Source organism: Streptomyces muensis (assembly GCF_021474425.1).
GTDB lineage: Bacteria > Actinomycetota > Actinomycetes > Streptomycetales > Streptomycetaceae > Streptomyces > Streptomyces muensis.
In genome coordinates this window covers 1-26671 of sequence record NZ_JAKEIP010000070.1, presented here as the reverse complement: position 1 = coordinate 26671, position 26671 = coordinate 1, and the positions used below count along the sequence as shown (strand labels likewise).

Genomic DNA, 26671 nt, shown 5'->3' with positions numbered 1-26671 from the left:
CTCCGACATGAGCACGCTCACCGACGACGACGTGGGAGCAACCGATGGCAGGCGTACGCGGCCAGGGCCGTAAGTTCGATCTCGACAGCAGCCTGGAGAAGGCGATGTTCGCCTTCTGGCGGCACGGCTACGACGGCACGTCGGTGGCCACCCTCACCCGGGAGATGGGCATCAACGCCCCCAGCCTGTACGCGGCCTTCGGCAGCAAGGAGGGCCTCTTCCTCGCCGCCGTCGAGTACTACAACAACGGCAGGGGCAGCTTCATGCAGCGCGCCTTCGACGAGGAGGACCGCGCCCCCGCCCTGATCCGGCGCCTGCTGTACGAGGCGGCCGAGACCTACACCCACACCGACGGCCCCGGCGGCTGTCTGGTCATCGGCTCCGCCAGCCGCGTCTCCGAAGCCGGCCAACAGGTCGCCGACCGCCTGCGCGACATCCGCAACGCCAACATCGACCGCCTCGAAGCCCACATCAGAGCCGACATCGACGCGGGCACCCTCCCCCCCACCACCGACGCCCGCGCGGTCGCCGAGTTCGCCGGCGTCATCGTCCAGGGCATGTCCCACCGCGCCCGGGACGGCGCGACCACCGAGGCGCTGCGCAGGGTCGCGGCGACGGCGTGGGAATCGGTCCGCGTCCTGCTGGGCGAGACGTAGGCGTTCGTCAATCGGTCCGGGCGCGCAGGCTCCTGGTCAGGGTGGGGATCATCACCGCCGCGGGGACGAGGTGGAGCAGCAGCAGGGCGGTGATCGTGGCGGTGTCGGCCCCGGAGAGCAGGGGCGGGACCAGCGAGATCGCGGTCAGCGACACGGCCGTCCACCCGAATCGCTCGGCGGGGCGGGCGCTCAGGCGGAGCAGAGCGACGGCGATGACGACGCCCACGACCGAGAAGAAGCCGCTCACCACGGCGAACCCGGCCAACGGGATCCTCTCCCCACCATCGGGAACCTCGAAGTCGACACCGACGGCCTGCGCGAACGCGGCGGCGAGGTGGCCACGACCGCCGCGAGCGCGGCGACGAGGCCGACGCCGGCCAACCCGCGGAGGAGGCGGCTGCGGCTACGACTGTGACTATGGCTACGGCTGTGACTATGGCTCTGGCTACGGCTGGTCAGGCCCGATGCCTGGCCCGCGACGCCCCCATCGTCATCCGTGCCGCTCCTGCCGCTCATGCCGCTCCCCCGTCGCTCGACGGCTCCGTGCCGTCCGCCGGCAGGCGCTCCGGCAGCCCGAGCCGCGGGAACCGGTCCTCGTGGAAGGTGACGATCTCGGTGATCGCCCCGCCGGTGACACGCAGGACGTCGATCGTCAGCGGCAGGTACGCGCCCTCCCGCTGCTGCCAGAGGTAGAAGGCGACGGCGGGCTGCCGGTTCACGGAGGTGGGGACGCCGCGCAGGCCCTTCATGCCCTCGAAGCCGTTGTCGACCCAGTCCTTCACCACCGCGTCGCGGCCGATGTACAGGCCCGGCGTGGGCGGCATCGAGCAGCGGACGTCGTCGCGCAGCATCGAGGCGAGCGCCGGGACGTCCGTGGCCACGCTGGCGTCGGTGTAGCGGCGCACCAGCTCGCGCGTCCCGGCGTCCTGCTCACCGCCGCTCCAGTCCTGCCGCTCGGCGGGCAGGTGCTCCCGCATGCCGGCGCGGGCCCGCTGCAGCGCGCTGTTCACGGAGTTGACGGAGTCCCCGAGGAACTCGGCGACGTCCTTCGCCGGCCAGCCCTGGACGTCCCGCAGGATCAGCACGGCCCGCGGGCGCGGCGCGAGGTGCTGGACCGCGACCAGGTAGGCCAGCTCGATCGTCTCCCGTGCGACGGCGACGGTCTCCGGCTCGTCCGCGTCACCGGCGGGCAGCTCGTCGAGCAGCCGGTCCGGGTAGGGCTGCAGCCACAGCACCTCGCCACCGGTCGCGGGCTCCGGGCGGCGCTTGGCGAGCAGGTCCAGGCAGGCGTTGGTGGCGATCCGGTACAGCCAGGCCCGCAGCGTCGACCGCCCCTCGAAGGTCTCCCGCCGCCGCCAGGCACGCAGGAACGTCTCCTGCACGGTGTCCTCGGCGTCCTCGAACGACCCGAGCATCCGGTAACAGTGCACGTGCAGCTCCGGCCGATGCCGCTCCACCAGCTCCGAGAACGCCGCCTCGTCGACCTCACCCAGCCCGCTCACACCCAGCTCCTCCAACAGCGTGTCCCCACTCATCACGTCGTCCTTCCGCCTCGTGGTCTCCCGTCGTAGATATGACGGCCGCGGGCCCGACAACTCATCACTGCCGAGGCGAGAGGTACGCCAGACGGTTACGTCGTCCCCTGGATCCGGCAACGATCCTGCTCGGCGACCTGGCGGACAGCGGGGTGTCGCACGCGGTGATCGAGCCCACGAAGGGCTGGCGGCCAAGGAACTGCTGGAGTTCACCCAGGAGTTGTCCGACGCCTGGGGCGTGACGGAGACCTTCTATGCCGGGTGGTGCAGGTCAGAACGATTCTTCTCGCGTAGCGAGTGGTGGGGCGGGTGGGACTCGAACCCACGGCCGACGGATTATGAGTCCGCTGCTCTAACCGGCTGAGCTACCGCCCCATAGCGGCGTGTCGCGTACATGTGTGCGCGCCGTCTGCCGCAGCATAGCCGCTCATACGATCTCCTGCTTCGTATGGTCGACTTCGCATGCCCTGAAGGACTCCCCTGCGACCTGCACGGTTCCCAGGAAATGAGCCCGAACATGAAAAAGGACCCCTGCGGGGTCCTCGTTCAGCGTGCTCCCCCGACTGGACTCGAACCAGTAACCTGCCGGTTAACAGCCGGCTGCTCTGCCAATTGAGCTACGGAGGACCGAGCTCCCCGGACTGGACTCGAACCAGTAACCTGCCGGTTAACAGCCGGCTGCTCTGCCAATTGAGCTACCGAGGAAGGTCTCGTTTGCATCGAACGTACCTACCTGGGTATTCGCCAGGGGGCGTGCGCTCGCTGCGACACATACATTAGCGCAAGCAGGGGGGTGCTCCGCCAATCGGTTCCCCCCGGCACCGACGCCGCACCAGGGACCTACGCAAGGGAAGGGTGGCCGCCATGCGCTACCGGCTCACGTTCGTCATCGGACTCGCCGTCGGTTACGTCCTCGGCACACGCGCCGGACGCGAGCGCTACGAGCAGCTGAAGAAGACGGCCCGGGAGATCTCCCAGAACCCCGCCGTCCGCAACACCGCCGAATCCGCCGCCCAACAGGGCCGCCACTTCGCGGGCAAGGCCTACCACACGGTCAGCGACAAGGTCTCCGACCGAGTCCCCACCTCGGTCGCCGACCGAGTCCGCTCCCTCCGCGAACGCAGCGCCCACAACGGAGGCGCCGAGGACGACTGGGGCACCAGCAACACGTAACAGCACGTCTCGACGCCGAGCGGCCCTGCCAACCCAGGGGCGCGGGGAACTGCGCGACCAGCCACACACAACCCGCACCCGAAAACCCACACGCACCCCCACCACGCCCACGGCCCAAGCCAGCGCAGCGCTACGGCACAATTTGGGCCATGGGGATAGTCGCCGGGCTGGACAGTTCGCCCGATTTCACACGCATCGTCGTATGCGACACGGACTCAGGGGCCGTGCTCAGGCAGGGGTACGCCCCGCACCCGGTGGACACGCCGGACGGCGGCGCGCGGCCCTCCGACGTCGATCCGCAGGCGTGGCTGCTGTCCCTGGGGGAGGCGGCCGGCGGCGGGCTGCTCGAAGGTGTGCAGGCCATCGGGGTGTCGGCGCAGCAGAACGCGGTGGTCCCGCTCGACGCGCAGGGCAACACCGTGCGTCCGGCGATGGTCGGCGGCGACAAGCGGGCGCAGGTCGCGGCGGCCGATCTGGTCGACGCGCTGGGCGGCCGGGAGGCGTGGGCGCAGGCCGTGGGGTGTGTGCCGCAGGCCGCGCAGCCGGTGACCAAGCTGCGGTGGATGGCCAAGACCGAGCCGGAGAACGCCGTACGCGCCGCCGTCCTCATGCAGGCGCACGACTGGCTGGTGTGGCAGCTGCTCGGCCGGCCCGTGAGAAGGACCACAGATCGGGGCGGGGCCTCCGGGACGGGGTACTGGTCCGCGGCCACCGGCGCCTACCGCACTGATCTCGTCGAGCTGGCGCTCGGCCATCAGGCGATGCTGCCCGAGGTGATCGGCCCGGCGGAGGCGGCCGGTACGACGCCGGAGGGGCTGTTGATCTCGGCCGGGACCGGCGAGACCATGGCCGCCGCGTTCGGGCTCGGCATCGGGCTGGGGGACGCGGTCGTGTCGCTCGGGGCGTCGGGCTCTGTCATGGCCGTGCATCCCGAGGCGCTGGTCGACAGCTCCGGGATGATCACCTCCCTGGCCGACGCGACCGGCATGCACCTGCCGGTCGTCACCACCCTGAACGCCGTACGTACCCTGCGCGGCGCCGCCGAACTGCTCGGTGTGCCCGATCTGGAGGGGCTGTCCGATCTGGCGATGAAGTCGACGCCGGGCGCGCACGGGCTGGTGCTGCTGCCGTATCTGGAGGGTGAGCGGACGCCGAGTCTGCCGCACACCGCGGGCACGCTGGCGGGGCTGCGACGGGAGTCGATGAAGCCGGAGCATCTGGCGCGGGCCGCGTTCGAGGGCATGCTGTGCGGGCTCGGGGACGCGCTGGACGTGCTGCGCGGCCGGGGTGTCGAGGTGCGGCGGATCTTCCTGCTGGGCGCGGCGGCCGAGCTGCCCGCGGTGCAGGCGGCGGCGCCGTCGCTGTTCGGCGCGCAGGTCGTCGTACCGCAGCCGGCGGACTACGCGGCGATCGGCGCCGCCCGGCAGGCCGCCTGGGCACTCGGTGTGTCGCAGGGCACACTCGATCCACGCACGCCGCCGGTCTGGCAGGGCGCGGCCGCGCAGGTGCTGGAGCCCGGCGACGAGCTGGCGGTGGGGCAGGCGGTGCGGCAGCAGTTCGTGTCGGTGCGGGAGCAGACGCATCCCGGGGCGTTCCGGCCATAGGGCTGGCGTAGGGCCGCCGTAGCGGAACGTAAGAGACCGGTAGGAGTCGTACCCGTAAGGCTGTACCGAGCCGCGCTGACGGCTTAATCGGTTGAGGTAACGCGGGTGGAGTGTTCGACGATAGGGGCCAGGGGCAACCAAAGGCCCCCATCGACGATCCGCCCACTCCGAGAGAAGCAGCGTGCTCATACGACTTCTGCGGACCTACCTCAGGCCCTACCGAAAACCTCTCGCCTGGCTGGTGCTGCTGCAGTTCCTGCAGACCTGCGCCACGCTCTACCTGCCCACGCTGAACGCGGACATCATCGACCAGGGCGTCGTCAACGGCGACACCGGCTACATCCTGTCCTACGGCGCCCTGATGATCGGCATCTCGCTGGCGCAGGTCGTGTGCAACATCGGTGCCGTGTACTACGGCGCCCGGACCGCGGCGGCGCTGGGCCGGGACGTGCGGGCCGCGGTCTTCGACCGGGTGCAGTCGTTCTCGGCGCGTGAGGTCGGCCACTTCGGCGCGCCCTCGCTGATCACCCGGACCACCAATGACGTCCAGCAGGTGCAGATGCTGGCGCTGATGACGTTCACGCTGATGGTGTCGGCGCCGATCATGTGCGTGGGCGGCATCGTGCTGGCCCTCGGTCTGGACGTGCCGCTGTCCGCGGTGCTGGTCGCGGTCGTGCCCGTCCTCGGTATCAGCGTGACCTTGATCGTACGGCGGCTGCGGCCACTGTTCCGCAGCATGCAGGAGCGGCTCGACACGGTGAACCGGGTGCTGCGCGAGCAGATCACCGGCAACCGGGTGATCCGCGCGTTCGTGCGCGACGAGTACGAGCAGCAGCGGTTCCGCAAGGCCAACGCCGACCTCACCGACATGGCGATGGGCACCGGCAGGCTGCTCGCGCTGATGTTCCCGATCGTGATGACCGTGGTGAACCTGTCGTCCATCGCGGTGGTCTGGTTCGGGGCGCACCGCATCGACAGCGGCGGGATGCAGATCGGTGACCTGACCGCGTTCCTCGCCTATCTCATGCAGATCGTCATGTCCGTGATGATGGCCACCTTCATGTTCATGATGGTGCCGCGCGCCGAGGTGTGCGCCGAGCGCATCCAGGAGGTCCTGGACACGGAGTCGAGTGTCGTACCACCCGTGGCGCCCGTGCGGGAGCTGCGCCGGCACGGTCATCTGGAGATCCGGGGCGCGGGCTTCCGCTACCCGGGTGCCGAGGAGCCGGTGCTGAAGGCGATCGACCTGGTCGCGCTGCCGGGCGAGACGACGGCCGTGATCGGCTCGACGGGCAGCGGCAAGTCGACCCTGCTGGGGCTCGTCCCGCGGCTGTTCGACGCGACCGACGGGCAGGTGCTCGTGGACGGCGAGGACGTGTCGGCGATCGATCCCCGGCTGCTGGCGAGGACCGTGAGCCTGGTCCCGCAGAAGCCGTACCTGTTCGCCGGGACGGTGGCGACCAACCTTCGCTACGGCAACCCGGACGCCACGGACGAGGAGCTGTGGCACGCGCTGGAGGTGGCGCAGGCCAAGGAGTTCGTGGAGCGGCTGGAGAACGGGCTCGACTCCCCCATCGCGCAGGGCGGCACGAACGTCTCCGGCGGTCAGCGCCAGCGCCTCGCCATCGCCCGCACCCTCGTACAGCGCCCGGAGATCTACCTCTTCGACGACTCCTTCTCCGCCCTCGACTACGCCACCGACGCCGCGCTGCGGGCGGCGCTCGCGCGTGAGACCGCCGAGGCGACCGTCGTCATCGTCGCCCAGCGGGTGGCGACCATCCGGGACGCGGACCGGATCGTCGTCCTCGACGAGGGGCGGGTCGTCGGCACGGGCCGGCACCACGAGCTGATGGCGGACAACGAGACCTACCGGGAGATCGTGCTCTCCCAGCTGACGGAAGCGGAGGCCGCCTGATGGCCGGGCCCATGGGACGGATGATGGCCGGGGGCGGTCCTGACCAGCGCTCGCTGGACTTCAAGGTGTCCGGCAAGCGGCTCGTCGCGCAGTTCAAGCCGGAGCGGCTCACCATCTACGCGCTGCTGCTCTGTGTGGTCGTGAGCGTGGGTCTGTCGGTCGCCGGGCCGAAGATCCTCGGGGCGGCGACCGACCTGGTGTTCGCGGGCATCGTCGGGCGGCAGTTCGAGTCCGGGATGACCAAGGAGCAGGTCCTCGCGGCGATGCGGGAGCGCGGCGACGACCAGATCGCCGACATGCTGCGCGGCACCGACTTCACGCCGGGCGAGGGCATCGACTTCGGCGCGGTGGGGAACGTACTGCTCTTCGCGCTCGTCGTGTTCCTCGTCGCCGGTCTGCTGATGGCGGTGGCGACGCGGCTGGTGAACCGGGCCGTGAACCGGACGATGTTCCGGATGCGCGAGGACACGCAGGCGAAGCTGTCGCGGCTGCCGCTGTCGTACTTCGACAAGCGTCAGCGCGGTGAGGTGCTGTCCCGTGCCACGAACGACATCGACAACATCGGGCAGACGCTGCAGCAGTCGATGGGGCAGCTCATCAACTCGGTGCTGACCATCGTCGGTGTGCTGGCGATGATGTTCTGGGTGTCGTGGCTGCTGGCGCTGGTCGCGCTGGTGACCGTGCCGCTGTCGTTCGTCGTCGCCACGCGGGTCGGCAAGCGGTCGCAGCCGCACTTCGTGCAGCAGTGGCGCTCCACCGGCAAGCTCAACGCGCATGTCGAGGAGATGTACACCGGGCACACCCTGGTGAAGGTGTTCGGGCGGCAGGACGAGTCGGCGAAGCAGTTCGCCGAGCAGAACGAGGCGCTGTACGAGGCCGGGTTCAGGGCGCAGTTCAACAGCGGTGTGATGCAGCCGCTGATGCTGTTCGTGTCGAACATCAACTACGTGCTGGTCGCGGTCGTCGGCGGTCTGCGGGTCGCGTCGGGCTCGCTGTCCATCGGTGACGTGCAGGCCTTCATCCAGTACTCGCGGCAGTTCTCGATGCCGCTGACGCAGGTCGCGTCGATGGCGAACCTCGTGCAGTCCGGTGTCGCCTCGGCCGAGCGGATCTTCGAACTCCTGGACGCGGAGGAGCAGGAGGCGGATCCGGTGCCGGGGGTGCGGCCGGAGGAGCTGCGGGGCCGGGTGGCGCTGGAGGGCGTGTCCTTCCGGTACGACCCCGACAAGCCGCTGATCGAGGACCTGTCGCTGAAGGTGGAGCCCGGGCACACGGTCGCCATCGTCGGCCCGACGGGTGCCGGAAAGACGACGCTGGTCAACCTGCTGATGCGCTTCTACGACGTGTCGGGGGGCCGTATCACCCTCGACGGCGTCGACATCGCCCGGATGTCCCGGGACGAACTGCGGGCCGGGATCGGGATGGTGCTGCAGGACACGTGGCTGTTCGGCGGCACGATCGCGGAGAACATCGCGTACGGGGCGTCTCGGGACGTCAGCCGGGGTGAGATCGAGGAGGCGGCGCGGGCCGCGCACGCCGACCGGTTCATCCGCACGCTGCCCGACGGGTACGACACGGTGATCGACGACGAGGGGTCGGGGGTCAGCGCGGGTGAGAAGCAGCTGATCACGATCGCGCGGGCGTTCCTGTCCGACCCGGTGATCCTCGTGCTGGACGAGGCGACGTCGTCGGTCGACACCCGTACGGAGGTGTTGATCCAGAAGGCGATGGCGAAGCTCGCGCATGGGCGGACGTCGTTCGTGATCGCGCATCGGTTGTCGACGATTCGGGACGCGGACACGATTCTGGTGATGGAGAACGGTTCGATCGTGGAACAGGGGGCGCACGGGGAGCTGTTGGCGGCGGACGGGGCGTATGCGCGGTTGTACAAGGCGCAGTTCGCGCAGGCGGTGGCAGAGGTGGACTGAGTTCGGGCGTCTGCGGGTCCGTTGTGGCTGGTCGCGCAGTTCCCCGCGCCCCTGAAGGGGCGCTAGCTGCACGCCCTTCTTTTAGGGGCGCGGGGAACTGCGCGACCAGCCCCCACCGGGCCCGCGGACGGCATCAGTCCAGATAACCCCGCAGCTGATCCGCAAAAGCATGGTCTCGCAGCTTGTTGAGGGTCTTCGACTCGATCTGGCGGATCCGTTCCCGCGTCACGCCGAAGATGCGGCCTATCTCCTCCAGCGTGCGCGGACGCCCGTCCGCCAAGCCGTACCTCAGCTGTACGACCTTGCGCTCACGCTCCCCCAGAGTCGACAGCACCGCCTCCAGATGCTCCCTGAGCAGCAGGAACGCCGCCGACTCCACGGGTGACGTCGCGTCGCCGTCCTCGATGAGGTCGCCGAGGGCGACGTCGTCCTCCTCGCCCACGGGCGCGTGCAACGACACCGGTTCCTGGGCGAGCCGCAGCACCTCGCTGACCCGCTCGGGCGGGAGGTCGAGATGGCCGGCCACCTCCTCCGGCGTCGGTTCGTAGCCGCGTTCCTGCAGCATGCGCCGCTGGACGCGGACGACCCGGTTGATCAGCTCCACCACGTGGACGGGCACCCGGATCGTGCGGGCCTGGTCGGCGAGGGCCCGGGACATGGCCTGGCGGATCCACCAGGTGGCGTACGTCGAGAACTTGTAGCCGCGGGCGTAGTCGAACTTCTCGACCGCGCGGATCAGCCCCAGGTTCCCTTCCTGGACCAGGTCCAGCATGGTCAGGCCCCGGCCGACATACCGTTTCGCGACCGAGACCACCAGGCGCAGGTTCGCCTCGATGAGGCGGCGCTTGGCCATGCGGCCCATCACGACCAGCCGGTCCAGGTCGAGGGCGAGCCGGCTCTCCAGGTCGGGCGTGCTGCTCAGCTTCTCCTCGGCGAACAGGCCGGCCTCGACCCGGCGGGCGAGTTCGACCTCCTCGGCCGCGGTGAGCAGCGGGATCCGGCCGATCTCCCGCAGGTACTGGCGGAACAGGTCGGAGGACGGGCCGCCGGTGTCTACGGCCCGGGCGCGGGCCGGCACCGGTGCTTCGACCGGCTCGGCGGCTTCGGCGTCCAGGGCGTCGGCGGGCGGTTCCGCCGGCTCGGGCGAGGCCTCCGGCCCCGCCTCCGGGTGGTGCGCGACACGGCTCTGCGGCGGCACCGCGACGAGAACGTCGGTCTCCGCGTCCGGCTCCGTGCCGTCCGTACTGCTGTCGGTCTGGCTGAGGGTCTGGGTCTGCACGGGGGCGACCTCCAGGATGATCGCTGCCGAGGCGTACGGCAGCGCTGCTTCGAGGGCGGAGTCGGCGGCCTTGCCGCTGTCCGTCCCGTACGCGATGAGCGGAACCGCGGGGGTGTGGGACCCGTGGGGAACGGATCGGCCGCGCTCCGAGGACTCAGGCACCGGAACCCAGTGTGGAGTACGACACATCGCCGCCACGAGGGGCGTGCGGTGACTTTTTGCGTCCGGTCCGTGACCGCCTGCTCAGAGGGCGGCCGCGCCGTGCTCCCGCAGTGCCTGGTCGTACTGCTGCAACACCCACAGTTCGTTCTGTACGGCGGCCAGTTGAGCCGGGTCGCCGCCCGCGCCGAGCCGGGTCAGCTGGCTCTGGATGTCACGGATCCGGCGCTCGACGGCGCGCCGGCGCACGGTGACGAGCTGTTCGCCGGCGTAGTTCTCGTCGACCGTCCTGCGCATGATCGCCTCGACCGCCAGCTCCGTGACCATCGCGCGGACCTGGTCGTCGGGGGCGGCGTCCCGGACGCGGACCAGGTACTCCTGCCCGTCCTGGACGCCGTACTCCGCGCCGCCCGCGTCCATGATCGCCTGGCGTACGGCGGCGTAGGGGGCGGCGGTGAACTCGTCGACGCCGTACGCGTCGAAGGCCGGGGAGACCAACTCGGGGCGTTGGAGGGCGAGTTTGAGGAGTTCGCGTTCGGTGGCGTACACCGGGTTGCGCAGGGTGAGGGCGGGGCCGGAGGTGCGGAGTGCGGGGGCGGCGTCGTACGGCTGCTGCGGGTCGCGGGAGGTCGGGGCCGGGCCGCGTCCGCCGCGCTCCCTCGCCCAACGCGCGAGCTGGGCGACCCGCTTGACCACGAACTGGGTGTCGAGGATGCCGAGCATGCCCGCGAGCTGGACGGCGACCTCGTGCTGGGCGCCGCTGTTCTTGATGCGGGCGACGATCGGGGCGGCCTCGTCGAGCGCGGCGGCGCGGCCCGCGGGGGTGTCGAGGTCGTAGCGGACGACGATCTGGCGCAGTGCGAACTCGAAGAGCGGTGTGCGGGGTTCGACCAGGTCGGAGACCGCGTCGTCGCCCTTGGCGAGGCGCAGCTCGCAGGGGTCCATGCCGTCCGGCGCGATGGCGATGTACGTCTCGGCGGCGAACTTCTGGTCGTCCTCGAAGGCGCGCAGGGCCGCCTTCTGGCCGGCCGCGTCGCCGTCGAAGGTGAAGATGACGCGGGCCGAGCCGTTGTCCATCAGCAGCCGGCGCAGGATCTTGATGTGGTCGCCGCCGAAGGCCGTGCCGCAGGTCGCGATGGCGGTGGTGACGCCGGCGAGGTGGCAGGCCATGACGTCGGTGTAGCCCTCGACGACGACGGCACGGCTGGTCTTGGCGATGTGCTGCTTGGCGAGGTCGATGCCGTACAGGACCTGGGACTTCTTGTAGATCGCCGTGTCGGGGGTGTTGAGGTACTTCGGCCCGTTGTCCGCCTCGTACAGCTTCCGGGCGCCGAAGCCGACGACGTCTCCCGCGATGTCGCGGATCGGCCACATCAGCCTGCCCCGGAACCGGTCGATGGGGCCACGCCGGCCCTCCTGTGCCAGGCCGGAAAGGAGGATCTCCTTGTCGGTGAAGCCCTTGCCGCGCAGGAAGCGGGTGAGGTGGTCCCAGCCCTGGGGGCTGTAGCCGACGCCGAAGTGGACGGCGGCGGCCTGGTCGAAGCCGCGCTCGGCGAGGAAGATCCGGCCGGTGTCGGCCTCGGAGCCGGTCGCGAGCTGCTCGGCGTACCACTCGGCGGCGATCTTGTGGGCCTCGACCAGACGGATGCGCTCGCCGCGCTGGTGGGAGGGGTTGTACCCGCCCTCCTCGTAGCGCAGGGTGATGCCGGCCTGGGCGGCGAGGCGCTCGACCGCCTCGGAGAAGGAGAGGTGGTCGACCTTCATCACGAACGTGATGGTGTCGCCGCCCTCCTGGCAGCCGAAGCAGTGGAAGAGTCCCTTGCTCGGGCTGACCTGGAAGGACGGCGACTTCTCGTCATGGAAGGGGCACAGCCCCTTGAGGTTCCCGCCGCCCGCGCCTCGCAGCTGGAGGTACTCGGACACCACGGCGTCGATCGGGACCGCGTCCCGTACCGCCTTCACGTCCTCGTCGTTGATCCGTCCTGCCACGCGTGAATTCTACGGGGGCGGACTGACACCTACGGGACGAGGTTTTCGAGCGGAATGTGTGGGTCCGCGAGGGTCTCGGTGCTCACCTGTGCCTTCGAGCGAATCAGCTGCTGAATCGGCTCTGTGACGTCCCACACGTTCACGTTCATCCCGGCGAGCACCCGCCCGTCCTTCATCCAGAACGCGATGAACTCCCGCTTCCCGGCGTCCCCGCGGATCACCACCTCGTCGTACGACCCGGCGGGCGCCCATCCGCTGTACTCCATCCCCAGGTCGTACTGGTCGGTGAAGAAGTACGGCACCCGGTCGTAGGTGATGTCCTGCCCGAGCATCGCCCGCGCCGCAGCCGGTCCCCCGTTCAGCGCGTTGGCCCAGTGCTCCACCCGCAGCCGGGTGTCGAAGAGGGCATGCGGGAAGGAGGCCACGTCGCCCGCGGCGTAGATGTCGGGGTCCGAGGTGCGCAGCCGTGCGTCGACGACCACGCCGCCGCCGTGCGCACGGTCGGCGATCTCAAGTCCCGCCGCTTCCGCAAGCCCGATGCGGGGAGCGGCGCCGATCGCGGCGAGGACGTCGTGCGCCGGGTGCTCCTCGCCGTCGTCGGTGCGCGCGGCCAGCACCATGCCGTCCTGGCCGACGATCTCCGTCAGCCGCCGCCCGAAGTGGAACCGCACCCCGTGCTCGCGGTGCAGCTCGGCGAAGAGTCCGCCCAGCTCGGGGCCGAGCGCGCCGTGCAGCGGGGTCGGGTTGTGGTCGACGACGGTGACCTCGGCGCCGTACTCCCGGGCCGCCGCCGCGACCTCGAGGCCGATCCAGCCGGCGCCGGCGATCACGATGTGCCCGTTGTCCCGGCCGAGCGAGGTGAGGACGCCCTTGAGCCGCTCGGCGTGCGCGAGCCGGCGCAGGTGGTGGACGCCGGCCAGGTCGGTGCCCGGGATGTCCAGGCGGCGCGGCTCGGCGCCGGTGGCCAGCAGGAGCTTGTCGTAGTGGACGACGGTGCCGTCCTCGCCGAAGCGGACCGTCTTCGCCGTACGGTCGATCGCGTCGACGGTCTGGCCGAGGTGCAGTTCGATGTCGTTGCGCGCGTACCAGGCGGGCTCGTGCACGAAGACGCTGTCGCGCTCCTCCTTGCCGAGGAGGTAGCCCTTGGACAGCGGCGGCCGTTCGTACGGGTGGTCGCGCTCGTCGCAGATCAGTATCACCCGCCCGGTGAAGCCCTCCGCGCGAAGGGTCTCGGCCGCCTTCGCGCCGGCGAGTCCTCCTCCGACGATGACGAATGTCTGATCCGCGTCGACCACTTGATGCCTCCTCGTAAGGGTGCCGCCACTTGAGCCTCCCGCACGCAGCGTGATGCGGGAAGAGGGGGTGACCCGATCAGGCCACGCAGGGTCACTTTCGAGTGCCCGTTCGCCTCTTGGGCCTCACCCGTCCCGCGCGGGTGAGGGTGAGCGGCGCTACGCCCGGTACGTGAGCCGGGCGTGCAGGGAGCGGGCCGACGCGTCCGTCAGGGAGGCGATCTGGTCGACGATCACGCGCTTGCGGGCGCGGTCGTCCCCGGCCGTGTCGAACAGGGCCCGGAACTGCGGGTCGAGACCGTCGGGCGCGCGGACGGTGAGCGCCTCGGCCAGTTCGGCGACGACGATCCGCTGGTCGGCGCGGAGCCGCTCCTGCTCGGCGCGCTGCATGACGTACCGGTCGGCGACGGCCTTGAGGACCGCGCACTCCAGGCGGGTCTCGTGCGGTACGACGAGTTCGGCGCCGTAGCGCGAGAGCCAGCCGTCGCCGTACGCCGCGCGGGTGGCGCTCTCGGCGGCCAGGCAGAAGCGGCCGATGAGCTGGCTGGTGGCGTCCTTGAGCCGGGCCTGGGCGACGGCCGAACCGTCGTAGCCGTGCGGCCACCATTCCTGGTCCTGGAGCCGGTCGAGGGCGGCGGAGAGGTCCGCCGGGTCGGTGTCCTCGGGGACGTACCGTCCGACGGCGACCGCGAAGACCGCCTGGCGTTCCGGCTCGGCGTGCAGGCAGCCCGGGTCGATGTGGCCGGCGTGCAGGCCGTCCTCGACGTCGTGCACGGAGTACGCCACGTCGTCGGACCAGTCCATGACCTGGGCCTCGAAGGTGGTGCGGGTGCCGGGGGCGTCCTTGCGGACCCAGTCGAAGACGGGGCGGTCGTCCTCGTAGACGCCGAACTTCGGGGAGTTCGGGGCGGTGGGGTGGGCGCCTCTCGGCCAGGGGTACTTGGTGGCGGCGTCGAGGGTGGCGCGGGTGAGGTTGAGGCCGACGGAGCCCTCCGGGGTGAACCGTTTGGGCTCGATGCGGGTGAGGAGTCTGAGGGACTGGGCGTTGCCCTCGAAGCCGCCGCAGTCCTCGGCGAATTCGTTCAGCGCGACTTCGCCGTTGTGGCCGAAGGGGGGGTGGCCGAGGTCGTGGGAGAGGCAGGCGGCCTCCACCAGGTCGGGGTCGCAGCCGAGGGCTGCGCCGAGTTCGCGGCCTACCTGGGCGCACTCGAGGGAGTGGGTGAGGCGGGTGCGAGGGCTGGGGTCCCAGGCGTTGCTGTGCGTTCCCGGGGTGACCACCTGGGTCTTGCCGGCGAGCCTTCGTAGGGCGGCGGAGTGCAGTACGCGGGCGCGGTCTCGTTGGAAGGCCGTGCGGCCTGGGCGTTTGTCGGGTTCTGGGGCCCAGCGTTCGACTGCTGACTCGTCGTAGTGCATGCACCGACAGTACGGGCAGACACTGACAAACGGAGGGCTGTGTTGCGCCTAGTCGCCTGCCGGGTGTTGTTCGTTCGCGAGTGCGGGTTGTGGGTGGCTGGTCGCGCAGTTCCCCGCGCCCCTGGGTGGGTGGCCTCGCCCGGCGATTTAAGCCGAAGCCAGTTCCTGAGCTGTCGTGACCGGCGTGTTCAGCATCTGGTCGTAGCGGTGGAGGAGGAGGCGGGCCATGGCGGGGTGGGTGCCCAACGGGGCCGAGGCCAGCCACGGGGCCGCCTGCGCGGACTCCCTCGCGAAGCGGCCCGGTGCTGTGAAGTAGGACGCGATGGCCACCCTTGTGCGGCCTCGGGATGCCAGGGACGTCAGGGCTTCCTCGACCGTCGGGGTCGCCGTCGAGGCGTAGGCCGGGACGACCGGGACGCCGAGGCGGTTGGCCAGGAGGTGGGCCGTGTGGGAGGTGTCGAGTTTCGACTCGGGGTCTCGGGAGCCGGCGGCGGCCAGGACGACGGCGGTCCTGCGGCGGGTGGGCTCGTCCATGCGGGTGGGCCAGCCGGCCTCGACGAGACGGGCGTACAGGGCCTCGACCAGCAGGGGGTGGGGGCCCAGGGCGGGAGCCACGCGCGCGTGTACCCGGGCCTCGGCGGCCATCTCGGGGATGTCGCGCTTGATGTGGTAGCCGCGGCTGAGCAGCAGCGGGACGAGGATCGCCTCCCGGTCGCCGAGAGCCGCGAGGGTGTCCGGGAGCAGCGGCTCGTTCAGTTCGATGTGGCCGAGGTGGACCGGCAGGCCGGGGCGCAGGGCGCGGACCTTGTCGAGGAGGGTGCGCACGGTGCTCAGGGCGCGCGGGTCGCGGCTGCCGTGGGCCACGACGACGAGCGCGGGCGGCTCGGCGCGCCGCCTGCCGTCGAGGGAGACGAGGCTGAGCTGGCTGGCGAGCTGGCTGCTGATCCGGTTCATGAGGTGCGCCGTACTGTCGAGGTGGGCGGTCGTGGACTCGTCGTGAAGAGGGTTCGACGCCGTCATGAACCGATGGTGGCGGCGGGACGTTGCCTTCCCGTTTCGCGGGAATGACGGGTTCTTACACCGGGTTCACGATGCGGTACAGGGACGGTGTGAGCGGATGTGACCTGCGGTTTCGCCGGTCCTAGTGAAGCTGATCACGTCGCGGAGGGTGAACCGCGGGGGCCGGCAGGACGTCCCTGACTGTCGAGAACGGGCCGTGAGCCGACCGGGGAGGGACCATCCGATGCGCCGACCGAAGCTGCCTCGACCACGTCTGCCGCGCACCCGCGCGGGACAGCGGCGGCTGGTGCAGGCCCTGATGGCCGGGTGTGTGCTGGGGCTGCTTCCGGCCACCTGGATGTACCTCGTCACCGGTGACCGGCTGCGCACCACCGCGGACGTGCCGCGCACCGACGTCGCCGTCGTCTTCGGTGCCGGTCTGTGGGCAGGTGAGCCCTCGCCGTATCTCGCCCACCGGCTGGACGCGGCGGCGGAGCTGTACCGCGAGGGCCGGATCAGGGTCGTCCTGGTCACCGGCGACAACAGCCGCAAGGACTACGACGAGCCCGACGCCATGCGCACGTATCTGACCAGGCACGGTGTGCCCGACTCGCGGATCGTGAGCGACTACGCCGGCTTCGACACCTGGGACTCCTGCGTCCGCGCCAAGAAGATCTTCGGGGTCGACGAGGCGGTGCTGATCAGCCAGGGCTTCCACATCCGGCGAGCGGTCGCGCTGTGCCAGGAGGCGGGGGTGACGTCGTACGGCGTCGGGGTCGACGCCAAGCACGACGCCACCTGGTACTACGGCGGCGCCCGGGAGATCTTCGCGGCGGGCAAGGCGGCCCTGGACGCCGTCTTCGAGCCCGACCCCCGGTTCCTGGGGCCGCGGGAGACCGGAGTGACGAACGCGTTGGCGGCGGAGCGATCTCCCTGATCGGGCGGGAGCGGGGCCGTCGCCCTGCTCCCGCCCTCGGCGTTCCGGCGCCCTCGTCGCGGGTTCAGCGGCCGGTGAAACGCGGTGGGCGTTTCTCCAGGAACGCGCTCATGCCCTCCTTCTGGTCCTCGGTCGCGAACAGGGCGTGGAAGAGGCGGCGTTCGAAGAGGATGCCGTCGCGGAGCCCGGTTTCGAGGGCCCGGTCGACGCACTCGCGGGCCGCCGTGACCGCGGCACGGCCGTACGAGGCGATGGTCGCCGCCGCCTCCAGGGCCTCCGGGAGGACCCGGTCGTCCGGTACGACCCGGGAGACGAGGCCGCAGCTCCCCGCCTCCCGCGCGTCCATCGTGCGGCCGGTCAGGATCAGGTCCATCGCCTTCGCCCGGCCCACGAGCCGGGTCAGGCGCTGGGTGCCGCCGATGCCGGGGATCACGCCGAGCTTGATCTCGGGCTGGCCGAAGACCGCCGACTCCCCCGCGATGACGAGATCGCACATCATCGCCAGTTCGCAACCGCCGCCCAGCGCATAGCCGTTGACGGCGGCGATCTTCGGGGTGCGCAGGGCCGTGAAGCCCTCCCAGGCCCCGAAGTAGTCCTCGGCCGCCATCTGCGCGGCCGTCCTCCCCGCCATCTCCTTGATGTCGGCGCCCGCCGCGAACACCTTCTCCGAGCCGGTGACGACGAAGCAGCCCACCTCGGGATCGGCGTCCAACGGACGCAGCGCGTCGAGGAGTTCGGCCAGCAGGTCGCCGCTGAGGGCGTTGCGGACATGCGGGCGGTGCAGGCGTACGGTCACCACGGCGCCGTCGCGTTCGATCTTGAGGTTGTTCACCGGATCCCTCCCTGTCATGAGTCCCAGATGGCGCCGTACGCCGGAATCCCGCGCCGTTCCAGCCCGTGCACCACCTGCCAGGTGAGCTTCTTGTTGGAGATGCAGATGACGGCCTCGGCCCCGAAGTCCCGGTACGCCTCGTACGCGAGCCGCACCATGTCGGGCTTGCCGTTCTGGGAGGTGTCCCAGACCAGGGCGTGCGGCTGGACGGCGAGGATCTCGTCGACCAGGGCGTCGCCGTAGGTCGCGCGGGGATCGCGGGTCGCCCAGACCAGACGGGAGGGGACCTCGGCGGCGAGGAGGTGCGGGAGGCAGGGGCCGATGCCGCTGCCGGTCGCGACGTAGACGACCTTTGTGAACAGGGTCTCGATGTTGGCGACGCCCGCCGTGGTGATGCCCTTGACCCACACCTTGGCCGGCAGGTCGTCGATGAACGAACCCGTCCAGTCCCCGGCGCGCGAGATGGTCAGCCGGAAGCCGGGTTCGCCGGGGGCCGGGACGTTGGCGAAGGAGTGCCATTCCTTCAGCGGGCTGCGGCTGATCGCGGTCGAGGAACCCGCGAAGGGGGTCTCACCGTGGTCGAAGCGGGCCAGGACGACGTGCGGGGAGGGACGTTCGAGGCGTACGTCCACCTTGCGCAGCCGTAGCCAGGGCAGGGCGACGCTGAAGGTGACGACCGCCAGGACGGTGATCGGGACCGGCTGGGGGGTGGACAGCAGGGTGTGCGCCCAGAAGAGGGCGAGGGCGCTCCAGCCGCCGAAGCGGTGGATCTTCTCGAAGTGGTCGTGGTGGCGGGAGCGGAAGGGCGGGAGGGCGGTGGCGACGATCACGGCGAGGAGCGCGATCAGGGTCCAGCTCACGACGAGGAGCGCCGCGTCGGTCGTCGTGAGCGTCAGCGCCAGGAACCAGGCCGTCCCCGCCAGTGCCCCGCCCACGTGCAGCCCGCCGAAGTGGTAGACCTTGCCGAGCGTCCAGCGGATCTTCAGCGGCCAGGTCGTCGGCGCCCAGGTGGCCAGCCGGAAGAAGAGGTTGATGACGTACTGCTGGCGGACGAGGACGGCGAGGGCGAGGTCGGCGAGGGCCGCGTGGCCCATGGTCCGCGGGGATGGGGACCAACTCGCCCACAGGAAGGCCAGGTTGGCGACGAGTACCAGCGCCGCCAGTCGGTTGTAGTGCATCAGCCGGGGGTGCTTGAGCAGCCGGCGCGGGGCCGGGATCAGCGGCGGCAGATCGACGGCCCGGCGGTTGAGGGACGTGGTCATCGGGCCGCCCCCTGAAGTGCCGACCGCTGATCCGCCGCCCGCCCTGCTGGCGCCCGCTCCTCCGCCGTCCGTTCTGCTGCCGTCCGCCCCTCCGCCGTCCGCCCCTCCGCCGTCCGCTCCCCCGCCATCCGCAGCAGCGCCTGCTTGTCGATCTTGCCGCGGTCGGTCTCCGGCAGGAATGGCAGGGGCATGACATCCTCGGGCACGCAGTAGTACGGCAGCGCGTCCGCCACCGCGCGCCGGGCCGTGTCGGGGTCGACGTCCGCCGGGCAGACGAACGAGACCAGGGAACGGGCGTCGCGCCGCAGCGTCACCGCCCGCGCGCAGCCCTCGACCGACTCCAGCACCGAGGAGACGGAGTCGAGTTCGACGCGGAAGCCGCGCACCTTGACCTGGTCGTCGGTGCGGCCGAGGTGTTCGAGCTCGCCGTCCGGCGTCCAGCGGCCGAGGTCGCGGGTGCGGAACATGCGGTGGCCGGCGCCGAGGAAGGGGTCCGGGGCGTAGCGCTCGGCGTTGAGGGCGTCGTTTCCGAGGTATCCCGCCGACACGCAGTCGCCGCCCGCCCACATCTCCCCGACCTCGCCGATGGGCAGCGGACGGCGGTCGGCGTCGAGGACGTAGACCGTGTTGTTGGGGGTCGGGCGGCCGATGGTGAGGAGGGGGTCGGTCGGGCGATGGCGGTGCATGGTGTTGACGATGGTCGTCTCGGTCGGGCCGCAGCAGTTGTGGAAGGCGGCCTGCCGGGCCCAGCGGTCGGCGAGCGGGCGGGGGCAGGGCTCTCCGGCGACGGCGACCGTGTGGACACGGGGGCAGGCCGCCGGGTCGAGGCCGGACAGGACGGTCGGGGTCGCGATGATCACGTCGGCGGTACGGGCCGCCGCCGCGGTGTCCTTGCCGCGGATGACGAGGGTGCCGCCGTGGGTGAGGCAGCCGAGGATCTCCCAGGCGGCCATGTCGAAGGCGACGTTCAGGAGCTGGGCCACACGGTCGCCGGGGCGGATGCCGAGGCCGCCGGGTTCGGTGAGCAGGATGTTGGCGACGTTGCGGTGGGTGACCTTCACACCGTTGGGGCGGCCGGTGGTGCCGGAGGTGAAGAGGACGTAGCAGCCGTGGTCGGGGTGTAACGGCGGGCGGGGCGCCGGTGCGTACGGCTGTGGCGCGTCCAGCGTGATCACCAGGTGGCCGTCGGGGAGCGGTACGCGGTGGGCGTGCTCCGCGGCCGTGAGGACGACGCGGGTGCGGGCGGCGCTGACGACATGGGCGAGCTGGGTCGGGGGCGCGAGGCCGATGTCCTGCGGGACGTAGGCGGCACCCGCCTTCAGGATGCCGAGCAGGCCGACGAGCATCGGGATCGAGCGGCGTACGAAGAGTCCGACGTGATCACCGGGCCGTACGCCCTCACGGACCAGGCGGGCGGCGAGGGCGTCGGCGCGGCGGTCGAGTTCGCCGTACGTGATCGTCGCGCCCTGGTGCTCGGCGGCGACGGCGTACGGGTCGATGGCGGCCCACCGCTCGACGGCGCGATGGAGGAAGGGATCAGAGACGGGGACGGTGGGGCCCCGTCCGTATCGCCAGAAGAGGTGCTGGTCGCGGGGGGTGAGGTGGCCCAGAGGGCCCGGAGGGTGCGCAGGCATGGTCGGAGAACCTCCTGACGGGCTGTTTCGAGATGCGGTATTTCGAACGCCGTGCGGAGATACGGCGCGCCGGGCGGGCAACGCCCCTCTTTCAGGGGCGCGGGGCTGTATCGATATGCGGCTCCGCCGCGGGGCGCGACCAGCCACGACGGCGCCGCAGACGAACGACTGTAGTCCCGCCCCTTCAACTCTCAACAAGGCGTGACCAGCCAACTACGGTACGGAATGAGACACAAGAGGCGACTTCCACACCAACGGCAACCCACTCCCCACCCAGCGGCGACTACAAGCGGAGCTCACCGCGGCCGGGCGGCGACGGGGAGGTCACCGTCCCGGCCGCGTAACAGGGAGCCGCCGCGCACGTAACACGCCGGAAGCACGCTGAACGGTATGCCGAACTCCGTGACGCCCACGCACTGCCCGTACTGCGCCCTGCAGTGCGGTATGAACCTCACGCCCTCGCAGGACGGGGGCGTCACGGTGGTCGAGCGCCCGGACTTCCCGGTGAACAAGGGAGCGCTGTGCGGCAAGGGCCGTACGGCACCCGCGGTGCTGGCGGCGGGCGTCCGCCTGAGCTCGCCGCTGGTCCGCTCGGGCGGCGCGCTCGTGCCCGCCACCTGGGAAGAGGCACTGGACCGCGTCGCCGAGGGCCTGGCACGCACGCGTACGGAACATGGCCCGGACGCGTGCGGGGTCTTCGGCGGGGGCGGTCTGACGAACGAGAAGGCGTACAGCCTCGGCAAGTTCGCGAGGATCGTGCTCGGCACCTCGCAGATCGACTACAACGGCCGCTTCTGCATGTCGTCGGCGGCCGCGGCCGGGATGAAGGCGTTCGGCCTGGACCGCGGCCTGCCCTTCCCTCTGGAGGACATCCCGAAGACGGGCTGTGTGATCCTCGTCGGCTCCAACCTGGCGGAGACGATGCCGCCGTCGCTGCGCTACTTCAACGAGTTGAAGGAGAACGGCGGCACGCTGATCGTCGTCGACCCGCGCCGCACGAAGACCGCCGAACAGGCCGACCTGCACCTGATGCCCCGGCCGGGCACCGACCTCGCGCTGGCCCTCGGCCTGCTGCACCTGGTCGTCGCCGAGGGGCGGGTGGACGAGGAGTACGTCCAGGAGCGCACGGCCGGCTGGGAGGACGCGCGGGCCGCGGCGATGGCGCACTGGCCGGAGTACGTGGAGCGGATCACGGGGGTGTCCGTTCCGGAACTCCGCGAGGCCGTACGGCTGTTCTGCGAGCCGGAGCACGCGATGGTGCTGACCGCGCGCGGACCCGAGCAGCAGGCCAAGGGCACGGACACGGTGGGCGCGTGGATCAACCTGTGCCTGGCGACGGGCCGTGCTGGGCAGCCCTTGAGCGGCTACGGGTGTCTCACCGGGCAGGGCAACGGGCAGGGCGGGCGCGAGCACGGCCAGAAGGCCGACCAGCTGCCCGGCTACCGCAAGCTGGACGACCCGGCCGCGCGGCGGCATGTCGCCGAGGTGTGGGGCGTGGACCCGGACAGCCTGCCCGGGCCGGGACGCAGTGCGTACGAGCTGCTGGACGCGCTGGGCACGGACATCAGGTCGCTGCTGCTGATGGGCTCCAACCCGGTGGTGTCGGCGCCGCGTGCCGCGCACATCGAGGACCGGATCAAGTCCCTGGACTTCCTGGCGGTGTGCGACGTGGTGCTGTCGGAGACGGCGGCGCTCGCGGACGTGGTCCTGCCGGTGACGCAGTGGGCCGAGGAGACGGGCACGACGACCAACCTGGAGGGCCGGGTGCTGCTGCGGCGGCGCGCGATCACCCCGCCGGACGGCGTCCGCAGCGACCTGGAGGTCATGCACGAGCTCGCCGCGCGGCTCGGCGGGGAACGGGGCCTGGAGAAGGGCTTCCCGACCGACCCCGAGGAGGTCTTCGAGGAGCTGCGGCGGGCGAGTGCGGGCGGGGCAGCGGACTACTCGGGGATCACGTACCGCCGACTGGCGGAGGAGAACGGGGTGTTCTGGCCTTGCCCGGCAGTGCCTGGCGCTGGGGATGCCGAGGGCGTCGAGGCCTCCGGGGAGAGCGCCGGGGACGGTGAGGATGCGTCGCTGGACACACCGGACGCGTCAGACGCACCCGACGCACCCGACGCTCCGGACGCACCCGACGCCGAGACCATCGCCCCGGCGCACCCCGGCACGCCCCGCCTCTTCCTCGACCGGTTCGCCACGCCCGACGGACGTGCCCGCTTCGTCCCCGTCTCGTACCGCGCCATCGCCGAGGAACCCGACGACGAGTACCCGGTCCTCCTGACGACCGGCCGGGTCGTGGCCCAGTACCAGTCCGGCGCCCAGACCCGCCGCGTCGACGAGCTGAACTCCGCCGCGCCGGGCCCGTTCGTGGAGCTGCACCCCCGGCTGGCGGCGCGGCTCGGAGCCGCCGAGGGCGACCCGGTGGCCGTGGTCTCGCGCCGGGGCCGGGCGGTGGCGCCCGCCCGCATCACGACCGGCATCCGCCCGGACACCGTCTTCATGCCGTTCCACTGGCCGGGCGAGGGCCGCGCCAACACCCTGACCAACCCGGCGCTGGACCCGACGTCACGGATGCCGGAGTTCAAGGCGTGTGCGGTGCGCGTGGAGGCCGTGAAGCCGTAGCCCAGTCGCCGCTGTCGATGAGCCTGCCCCGCGTGCGCAGGCGGGCGGCGACAGTGGGGGCCGCGACGTAGACCCATGCCGATACGGCCGTTCCGTCGGAGTCACGAAGCACCTCGCGGGCGACGCGTTCGTAGAGGTTGCGCGGGTCGTCCGGGGCGTACTCCTCCAGGCGGTCGAGGGCGGCCAGGAGCGCGGGGTACTCCTCGGGCCGGGCGGTGACGAGTTCGCCGTACACCGTGCCGCCGCCGCCCGCTTCCTCGACGGCGTACGGGTAGCCCGGGCCGTCGTACAGCACCGCTCCGGCCAGTCGCGCGGCTTCCTCGGTGAGGGTGCGCCCGCGCAGGAAGTGGTCGTGGTTGGGCTCTCCGGGTCGCAGGGTGCCGTAGACGAAGAACGGGAGTCGGGGAGAGAGGGTCACGGAAACGATTCTCTCCCCTCACACACCTCCACGTATTCACCCTGGTCACGGCATGTGCACGCCCCCTTGAATCTTGGGCATCCTCTGCGCCCGCCCCAGTTCAAGGAGACCGATGAGCCGAATACGGCGAATACGGCCGCACATCCGAGGTTCCCGACTCGCCACGGCGGGCATCGTCGCCGCCGCCGGTGCCCTGCTGGCCACCGCGATCTCCCCCACAGCCGGCGCGGACGAGAGTCCGACGAGGGCCACCGCGATCGAGAACGCGGCGGCGGCCCTCAAGGACCGGGCGGGGAGTCTGGGGCTGACGGCCGCTCAGGGCACCAGCGTGCGGGACGTGATCGTGGACTCGGACGGCAGGCAGCACGTCCGTTACGACCGCACGTACCGCCAACTGCCCGTCCTCGGCGGCGACTTCGTCGTCCATCTCGCGAAGGACGGCACGTACCGAGGCGCCTCGCGCGCCACCGGGGACGCGATCTCCCTGGCCGGCGTGACGCCGAAGGTCTCCGCGCCGAAGGCGGCCGACCTCGCGGCGGCCGTGCTGCGGGCCGCGAACGTCGGCGAGACGCTGAAGCGGCTGACGTCCAGGCCCGAGCTGGTCGTCGACGCCCTGCACGGCGCCCCGAAGCTGGCCTGGCGGACCGACGCCGTCGCCCAGGACGCGGCCGGCAACCCGGTCGCCCGCACCACGCTGAACGATGCCCGCACCGGCGCGAAGATCGACGCGTGGGACAGCATCGAGCATGTGGCCGGCGACGGGAAGTCGCTGTACGGGGGCACGGTGCCGTTGGAGACGACGGCGTCCGGATCGACGTACCAGTTGAAGGACGCGACGCGCGGCGGCACGTACACCGGTGACGCGGCGAACAAGACGGACCTGTGCGTCCTCACCGTCTGTCTCAGCCGCGCCCCGTCGACGGTGTTCACGGACGCCGACAACCACTGGGGCACGGGCGCGGCGACCGACCGCTCCACGGCCGCCGTGGACGCGCAGTACGGCACGGACATGACGTGGGACTACTACGAGGACGTCCACGGCCGTAAGGGCATCGCGGGTGACGGCAAGGGGTCGTTCAACCGGGTGCACTACGGCAAGGACTACAACAACGCCTTCTGGGACGACAGTTGCTTCTGCATGACGTACGGCGACGGTGACGGCACCCAGCTCGGTCCGCTGGTGTCGCTGGACGTCGCCGGGCACGAGATGACGCACGGCGTGACGTCGAAGACGGCCGCGCTGACGTACTCGGGCGAGTCCGGCGGGCTGAACGAGGCCACGTCGGATGTCTTCGGCACGCTGGTGGAGTTCCACGCGGGCAACTCCGCCGACCCCGGTGACTATCTGATCGGCGAGAAGATCGTGCGGTCCGGGTTCCCCCGGAATGCCCTGCGGTACATGGACAAGCCGTCGAAGGACGGTGTGTCGGTGGACTGCTGGAGCGCGGGGACGAAGGATCTCGACGTGCACTATTCGTCGGGGGTCGGGAACCACTTCGCGTATCTGCTGGCCGAGGGCAGTGGGGCGCGGACGGTGAACGGGGTGAGGTACGACTCGCCTACCTGTGACGGGTCTTCGGTGACGGGGATCGGGCGGGAGAAGTTGGGGCGGATCTGGTATCGGGCCCTGACGGTGTACATGACGTCCTCGACGAACTATGCGGGGGCCCGGGCTTCGATGCTCAGTGCGGCGAAGGATCTTTATGGGGCCGGGAGTGTGGAGTACGGGGCTGTGGGGGCTGCCTGGAAGGCGGTGAATGTGGGCTGAGGGGGGCTCGCCGTAGGGGTGCGGGGTGCGTGGCCGGGTGCGGGTGATCTGTGGCTGGTCGCGCAGTTCCCCGCGCCCCTTTGGGTTGGCTGGGGTGATGTGGGAGGAGTGGTGGCCGCGTTGTAGTGGCCGCCCGGGGCATGCTGCACGGCGGCCTTCTCTCCGTAACCTGCTGACCTCCTTCGGAGAATCACCCGTTCGCGCCCCCGGCCCTCCACCAACGGCTTCTCTTCCCCGACGCGCCCTCGATACGGCGATGACCTGCTGAAACACCCCCGTATCGGCGCGCCGCGCCTCCCCCGGGCCACCCGTTCACCCCGTCTCCGGCGTCTTCTCGACAAGCGCTCCCGCCCCTCTGCCCCTTACCTCGGAAGAGCAGGGGCTCGGCCGAGGCGGCGGCACTTGGGGGTGTCGCGGGTCGTGGGTCCGTGCGCTCGGAGGAGCATCGATGCGACGTACCGCCCGTCTGCTGACCGGGACCGCGCTGGCCGTCGGTGCCGTGGGGCTCGTCGTCGCGCCCGCGCACGGGGATGACAGCGGGGGCCTCAAGATGCATCCGGCATCCGTCGTGCCGGGCGGGGAGGTCACCGTGAACACCGGCGCGTGCCGGGACGGCGGTGCGGCCGGCGATGCCAGTGCGGTGGGTGCCGGTCCCTTCACGTTGGCGCCGGGCTCGGACGACGAGGACGGGGGCGGGAGGTTCCGGGTGCCGCCGAGCGCGCAGCCGGGGACGTACGAGATCGTCGCGACCTGTGCCGACGGCGGTCGGCGGGTCGCGGGTGACCTGGTGGTCACGTTGACGGCGACGCCGGGGCAGGTGCATCCGAGGGGAAGTGTGAAGACGGGGGTCGGCGGCGCGTTCGGCCGTGACCCCGTGCAGACCGCGGCCGGCGTGACGGCTCTCGCCGTCGCCGCCGCGGGCGGTACCTGGCTCCTGCATCGCCGGGCGAGAGGCGACGGGATCTGACGGACACCCTCCGCTGTCCGTCCGCCGGTACCGCATGTCCCCTCCCCCTCCGGGTCCGACGCCCCTCGCGGCCCGGAGGGGGATCGGGCGGCCAGGGCTGTCGTCCGGATCCGGCCCTGGAGGAGAGTTTCAGGAGGCTCGCGTGCGCAGTCAGCGGAACGTCGGCAACGGCGTCATAGCCGCGGTCACCGTCCTGGCCCTGTGCTCCGGCGCCTGGCTGCTGCGCAACGGCACCGCCACCCACGCCCCGCCGCAGCCGTCCGCCGCGCAGGGCGACCCGCACCCCCGC

19 protein-coding genes, 3 tRNA genes and 2 pseudogenes are annotated in these 26671 nt (G+C 71.1%); 10 read left to right on the top strand and 14 right to left on the bottom strand.

Annotation, left to right across the window (positions count from 1 at the left end):
• Positions 1-44 precede the first annotated feature (44 nt).
• On the top strand, positions 45-656 hold the full coding sequence (locus L0P92_RS18805) for a TetR/AcrR family transcriptional regulator (RefSeq protein ID WP_234763900.1): 612 nt from the start codon (positions 45-47) through the stop codon (positions 654-656).
• 7 nt (positions 657-663) lie between these two features.
• On the opposite strand, the pseudogene L0P92_RS18800 reads toward L0P92_RS18805, so the two are convergent.
• The 5 genes and pseudogenes from L0P92_RS18800 to L0P92_RS18780 all read right to left on the bottom strand — a co-directional run.
• A pseudogene (locus L0P92_RS18800) lies at positions 664-978 on the bottom strand (DUF6069 family protein); the annotation flags it as partial.
• Between the two features lie 190 nt (positions 979-1168).
• Positions 1169-2191, bottom strand: coding sequence for an RNA polymerase subunit sigma-70 (locus L0P92_RS18795; RefSeq protein WP_234763899.1), 1023 nt, complete (start codon positions 2189-2191; stop codon positions 1169-1171).
• 298 nt (positions 2192-2489) lie between these two features.
• Positions 2490-2566 (bottom strand) — tRNA-Ile (locus L0P92_RS18790).
• A 179-nt stretch (positions 2567-2745) separates the two neighbouring features.
• Positions 2746-2818, bottom strand: a tRNA-Asn gene (locus L0P92_RS18785).
• A 5-nt stretch (positions 2819-2823) separates the two neighbouring features.
• A tRNA-Asn gene (locus tag L0P92_RS18780) sits at positions 2824-2896 on the bottom strand.
• Positions 2897-3055: 159 nt separating this feature from the next.
• On the opposite strand from L0P92_RS18780, the gene L0P92_RS18775 reads away from it, so the two are divergent.
• From L0P92_RS18775 to L0P92_RS18760, 4 genes are all read left to right on the top strand, one after another.
• Complete coding sequence (locus L0P92_RS18775; RefSeq protein WP_062724923.1) at positions 3056-3364, top strand: YtxH domain-containing protein; 309 nt, start codon at positions 3056-3058, stop codon at positions 3362-3364.
• Between the two features lie 149 nt (positions 3365-3513).
• A complete protein-coding gene (locus L0P92_RS18770; RefSeq protein ID WP_234763898.1) occupies positions 3514-4968 on the top strand; it encodes an FGGY family carbohydrate kinase in 1455 nt (484 codons plus the stop codon).
• A gap of 181 nt (positions 4969-5149) precedes the next feature.
• On the top strand, positions 5150-6883 hold the full coding sequence (locus L0P92_RS18765; protein ID WP_234763897.1) for an ABC transporter ATP-binding protein: 1734 nt from the start codon (positions 5150-5152) through the stop codon (positions 6881-6883).
• Positions 6883-8811: an ABC transporter ATP-binding protein gene (locus tag L0P92_RS18760; protein WP_234763896.1), complete on the top strand. Its 1929-nt coding sequence runs from the start codon at positions 6883-6885 to the stop codon at positions 8809-8811. Before L0P92_RS18765 ends, L0P92_RS18760 begins: the two co-directional genes overlap by 1 nt.
• Positions 8812-8944: 133 nt before the next feature.
• Here the strand turns inward: L0P92_RS18760 and L0P92_RS18755 are convergent, their stop codons facing one another.
• The 5 genes from L0P92_RS18755 to L0P92_RS18735 all read right to left on the bottom strand — a co-directional run bounded on the left by L0P92_RS18755 (position 8945) and on the right by L0P92_RS18735 (position 15963).
• Positions 8945-10252: an RNA polymerase sigma factor gene (locus tag L0P92_RS18755; RefSeq protein WP_234763895.1), complete on the bottom strand. Its 1308-nt coding sequence runs from the start codon at positions 10250-10252 to the stop codon at positions 8945-8947.
• 81 nt (positions 10253-10333) lie between these two features.
• Positions 10334-12238: a DNA primase gene (gene dnaG / locus L0P92_RS18750; protein ID WP_234763894.1), complete on the bottom strand. Its 1905-nt coding sequence runs from the start codon at positions 12236-12238 to the stop codon at positions 10334-10336.
• Positions 12239-12267: 29 nt separating this feature from the next.
• Positions 12268-13533, bottom strand: coding sequence for an NAD(P)/FAD-dependent oxidoreductase (locus L0P92_RS18745; protein ID WP_234763893.1), 1266 nt, complete (start codon positions 13531-13533; stop codon positions 12268-12270).
• 156 nt (positions 13534-13689) lie between these two features.
• On the bottom strand, positions 13690-14943 hold the full coding sequence (locus tag L0P92_RS18740; protein WP_234763892.1) for a deoxyguanosinetriphosphate triphosphohydrolase: 1254 nt from the start codon (positions 14941-14943) through the stop codon (positions 13690-13692).
• Between the two features lie 147 nt (positions 14944-15090).
• Positions 15091-15963, bottom strand: coding sequence for a sirohydrochlorin chelatase (locus tag L0P92_RS18735; protein WP_234763891.1), 873 nt, complete (start codon positions 15961-15963; stop codon positions 15091-15093).
• A 223-nt stretch (positions 15964-16186) separates the two neighbouring features.
• Between L0P92_RS18735 and L0P92_RS18730 the strand changes: the two genes are divergently transcribed.
• Positions 16187-16879, top strand: coding sequence for a SanA/YdcF family protein (locus tag L0P92_RS18730; protein ID WP_234763890.1), 693 nt, complete (start codon positions 16187-16189; stop codon positions 16877-16879).
• Between the two features lie 64 nt (positions 16880-16943).
• Here L0P92_RS18730 and L0P92_RS18725 read toward each other — a convergent pair whose 3' ends face one another.
• From L0P92_RS18725 to L0P92_RS18715, 3 genes are read right to left on the bottom strand one after another with little or no spacing between them, the layout of a single operon-like run.
• Positions 16944-17711 (bottom strand): enoyl-CoA hydratase-related protein, encoded by a 768-nt coding sequence (locus tag L0P92_RS18725; RefSeq protein WP_308289735.1) that lies wholly within the window; start codon positions 17709-17711, stop codon positions 16944-16946.
• 14 nt (positions 17712-17725) lie between these two features.
• On the bottom strand, positions 17726-18973 hold the full coding sequence (locus L0P92_RS18720; RefSeq protein ID WP_234763888.1) for an FNR domain-containing protein: 1248 nt from the start codon (positions 18971-18973) through the stop codon (positions 17726-17728).
• Positions 18970-20607 carry an amino acid adenylation domain-containing protein gene (locus tag L0P92_RS18715; RefSeq protein WP_234763887.1) on the bottom strand — a complete coding sequence of 546 codons (1638 nt, stop codon included), beginning with the start codon at positions 20605-20607 and terminating at the stop codon, positions 18970-18972. Before L0P92_RS18715 ends, L0P92_RS18720 begins: the two co-directional genes overlap by 4 nt.
• A gap of 390 nt (positions 20608-20997) precedes the next feature.
• Between L0P92_RS18715 and L0P92_RS18710 the strand changes: the two genes are divergently transcribed.
• Positions 20998-23229, top strand: a complete 2232-nt coding sequence (locus tag L0P92_RS18710) for a molybdopterin oxidoreductase family protein (protein WP_234763886.1) — start codon at positions 20998-21000, stop codon at positions 23227-23229.
• On the opposite strand, the gene L0P92_RS18705 is transcribed toward L0P92_RS18710, so the two are convergent.
• Positions 23189-23647 (bottom strand): gamma-glutamylcyclotransferase family protein, encoded by a 459-nt coding sequence (locus L0P92_RS18705; RefSeq protein WP_234763885.1) that lies wholly within the window; start codon positions 23645-23647, stop codon positions 23189-23191. The two genes, L0P92_RS18710 and L0P92_RS18705, sit on opposite strands and share 41 nt — an antisense overlap.
• 112 nt (positions 23648-23759) lie before the next feature.
• Between L0P92_RS18705 and L0P92_RS18700 the strand changes: the two genes are divergently transcribed.
• From L0P92_RS18700 to L0P92_RS18690, 3 genes and pseudogenes are all read left to right on the top strand, one after another.
• Positions 23760-25415, top strand: coding sequence for a M4 family metallopeptidase (locus L0P92_RS18700; RefSeq protein WP_234763884.1), 1656 nt, complete (start codon positions 23760-23762; stop codon positions 25413-25415).
• Between the two features lie 448 nt (positions 25416-25863).
• Positions 25864-26382: a hypothetical protein gene (locus L0P92_RS18695; RefSeq protein ID WP_234763883.1), complete on the top strand. Its 519-nt coding sequence runs from the start codon at positions 25864-25866 to the stop codon at positions 26380-26382.
• 142 nt (positions 26383-26524) lie between these two features.
• Positions 26525-26671, top strand: a pseudogene (locus tag L0P92_RS18690) (class F sortase); the annotation flags it as partial.

Coding starts and splice junctions, on each gene's coding strand:
- L0P92_RS18805 (WP_234763900.1), top strand. CDS start 45: ATGGCAGGCGTACGCGGCCAGGGCCGTAAGTTCGATCTCGACAGCAGC.
- L0P92_RS18795 (WP_234763899.1), bottom strand. CDS start 2,191: ATGAGTGGGGACACGCTGTTGGAGGAGCTGGGTGTGAGCGGGCTGGGT.
- L0P92_RS18775 (WP_062724923.1), top strand. CDS start 3,056: ATGCGCTACCGGCTCACGTTCGTCATCGGACTCGCCGTCGGTTACGTC.
- L0P92_RS18770 (WP_234763898.1), top strand. CDS start 3,514: ATGGGGATAGTCGCCGGGCTGGACAGTTCGCCCGATTTCACACGCATC.
- L0P92_RS18760 (WP_234763896.1), top strand. CDS start 6,883: ATGGCCGGGCCCATGGGACGGATGATGGCCGGGGGCGGTCCTGACCAG.
- L0P92_RS18740 (WP_234763892.1), bottom strand. CDS start 14,943: ATGCACTACGACGAGTCAGCAGTCGAACGCTGGGCCCCAGAACCCGAC.
- L0P92_RS18735 (WP_234763891.1), bottom strand. CDS start 15,963: ATGACGGCGTCGAACCCTCTTCACGACGAGTCCACGACCGCCCACCTC.
- L0P92_RS18730 (WP_234763890.1), top strand. CDS start 16,187: ATGCGCCGACCGAAGCTGCCTCGACCACGTCTGCCGCGCACCCGCGCG.
- L0P92_RS18720 (WP_234763888.1), bottom strand. CDS start 18,973: ATGACCACGTCCCTCAACCGCCGGGCCGTCGATCTGCCGCCGCTGATC.
- L0P92_RS18715 (WP_234763887.1), bottom strand. CDS start 20,607: ATGCCTGCGCACCCTCCGGGCCCTCTGGGCCACCTCACCCCCCGCGAC.
- L0P92_RS18710 (WP_234763886.1), top strand. CDS start 20,998: ATGCCGAACTCCGTGACGCCCACGCACTGCCCGTACTGCGCCCTGCAG.
- L0P92_RS18700 (WP_234763884.1), top strand. CDS start 23,760: ATGAGCCGAATACGGCGAATACGGCCGCACATCCGAGGTTCCCGACTC.
- L0P92_RS18695 (WP_234763883.1), top strand. CDS start 25,864: ATGCGACGTACCGCCCGTCTGCTGACCGGGACCGCGCTGGCCGTCGGT.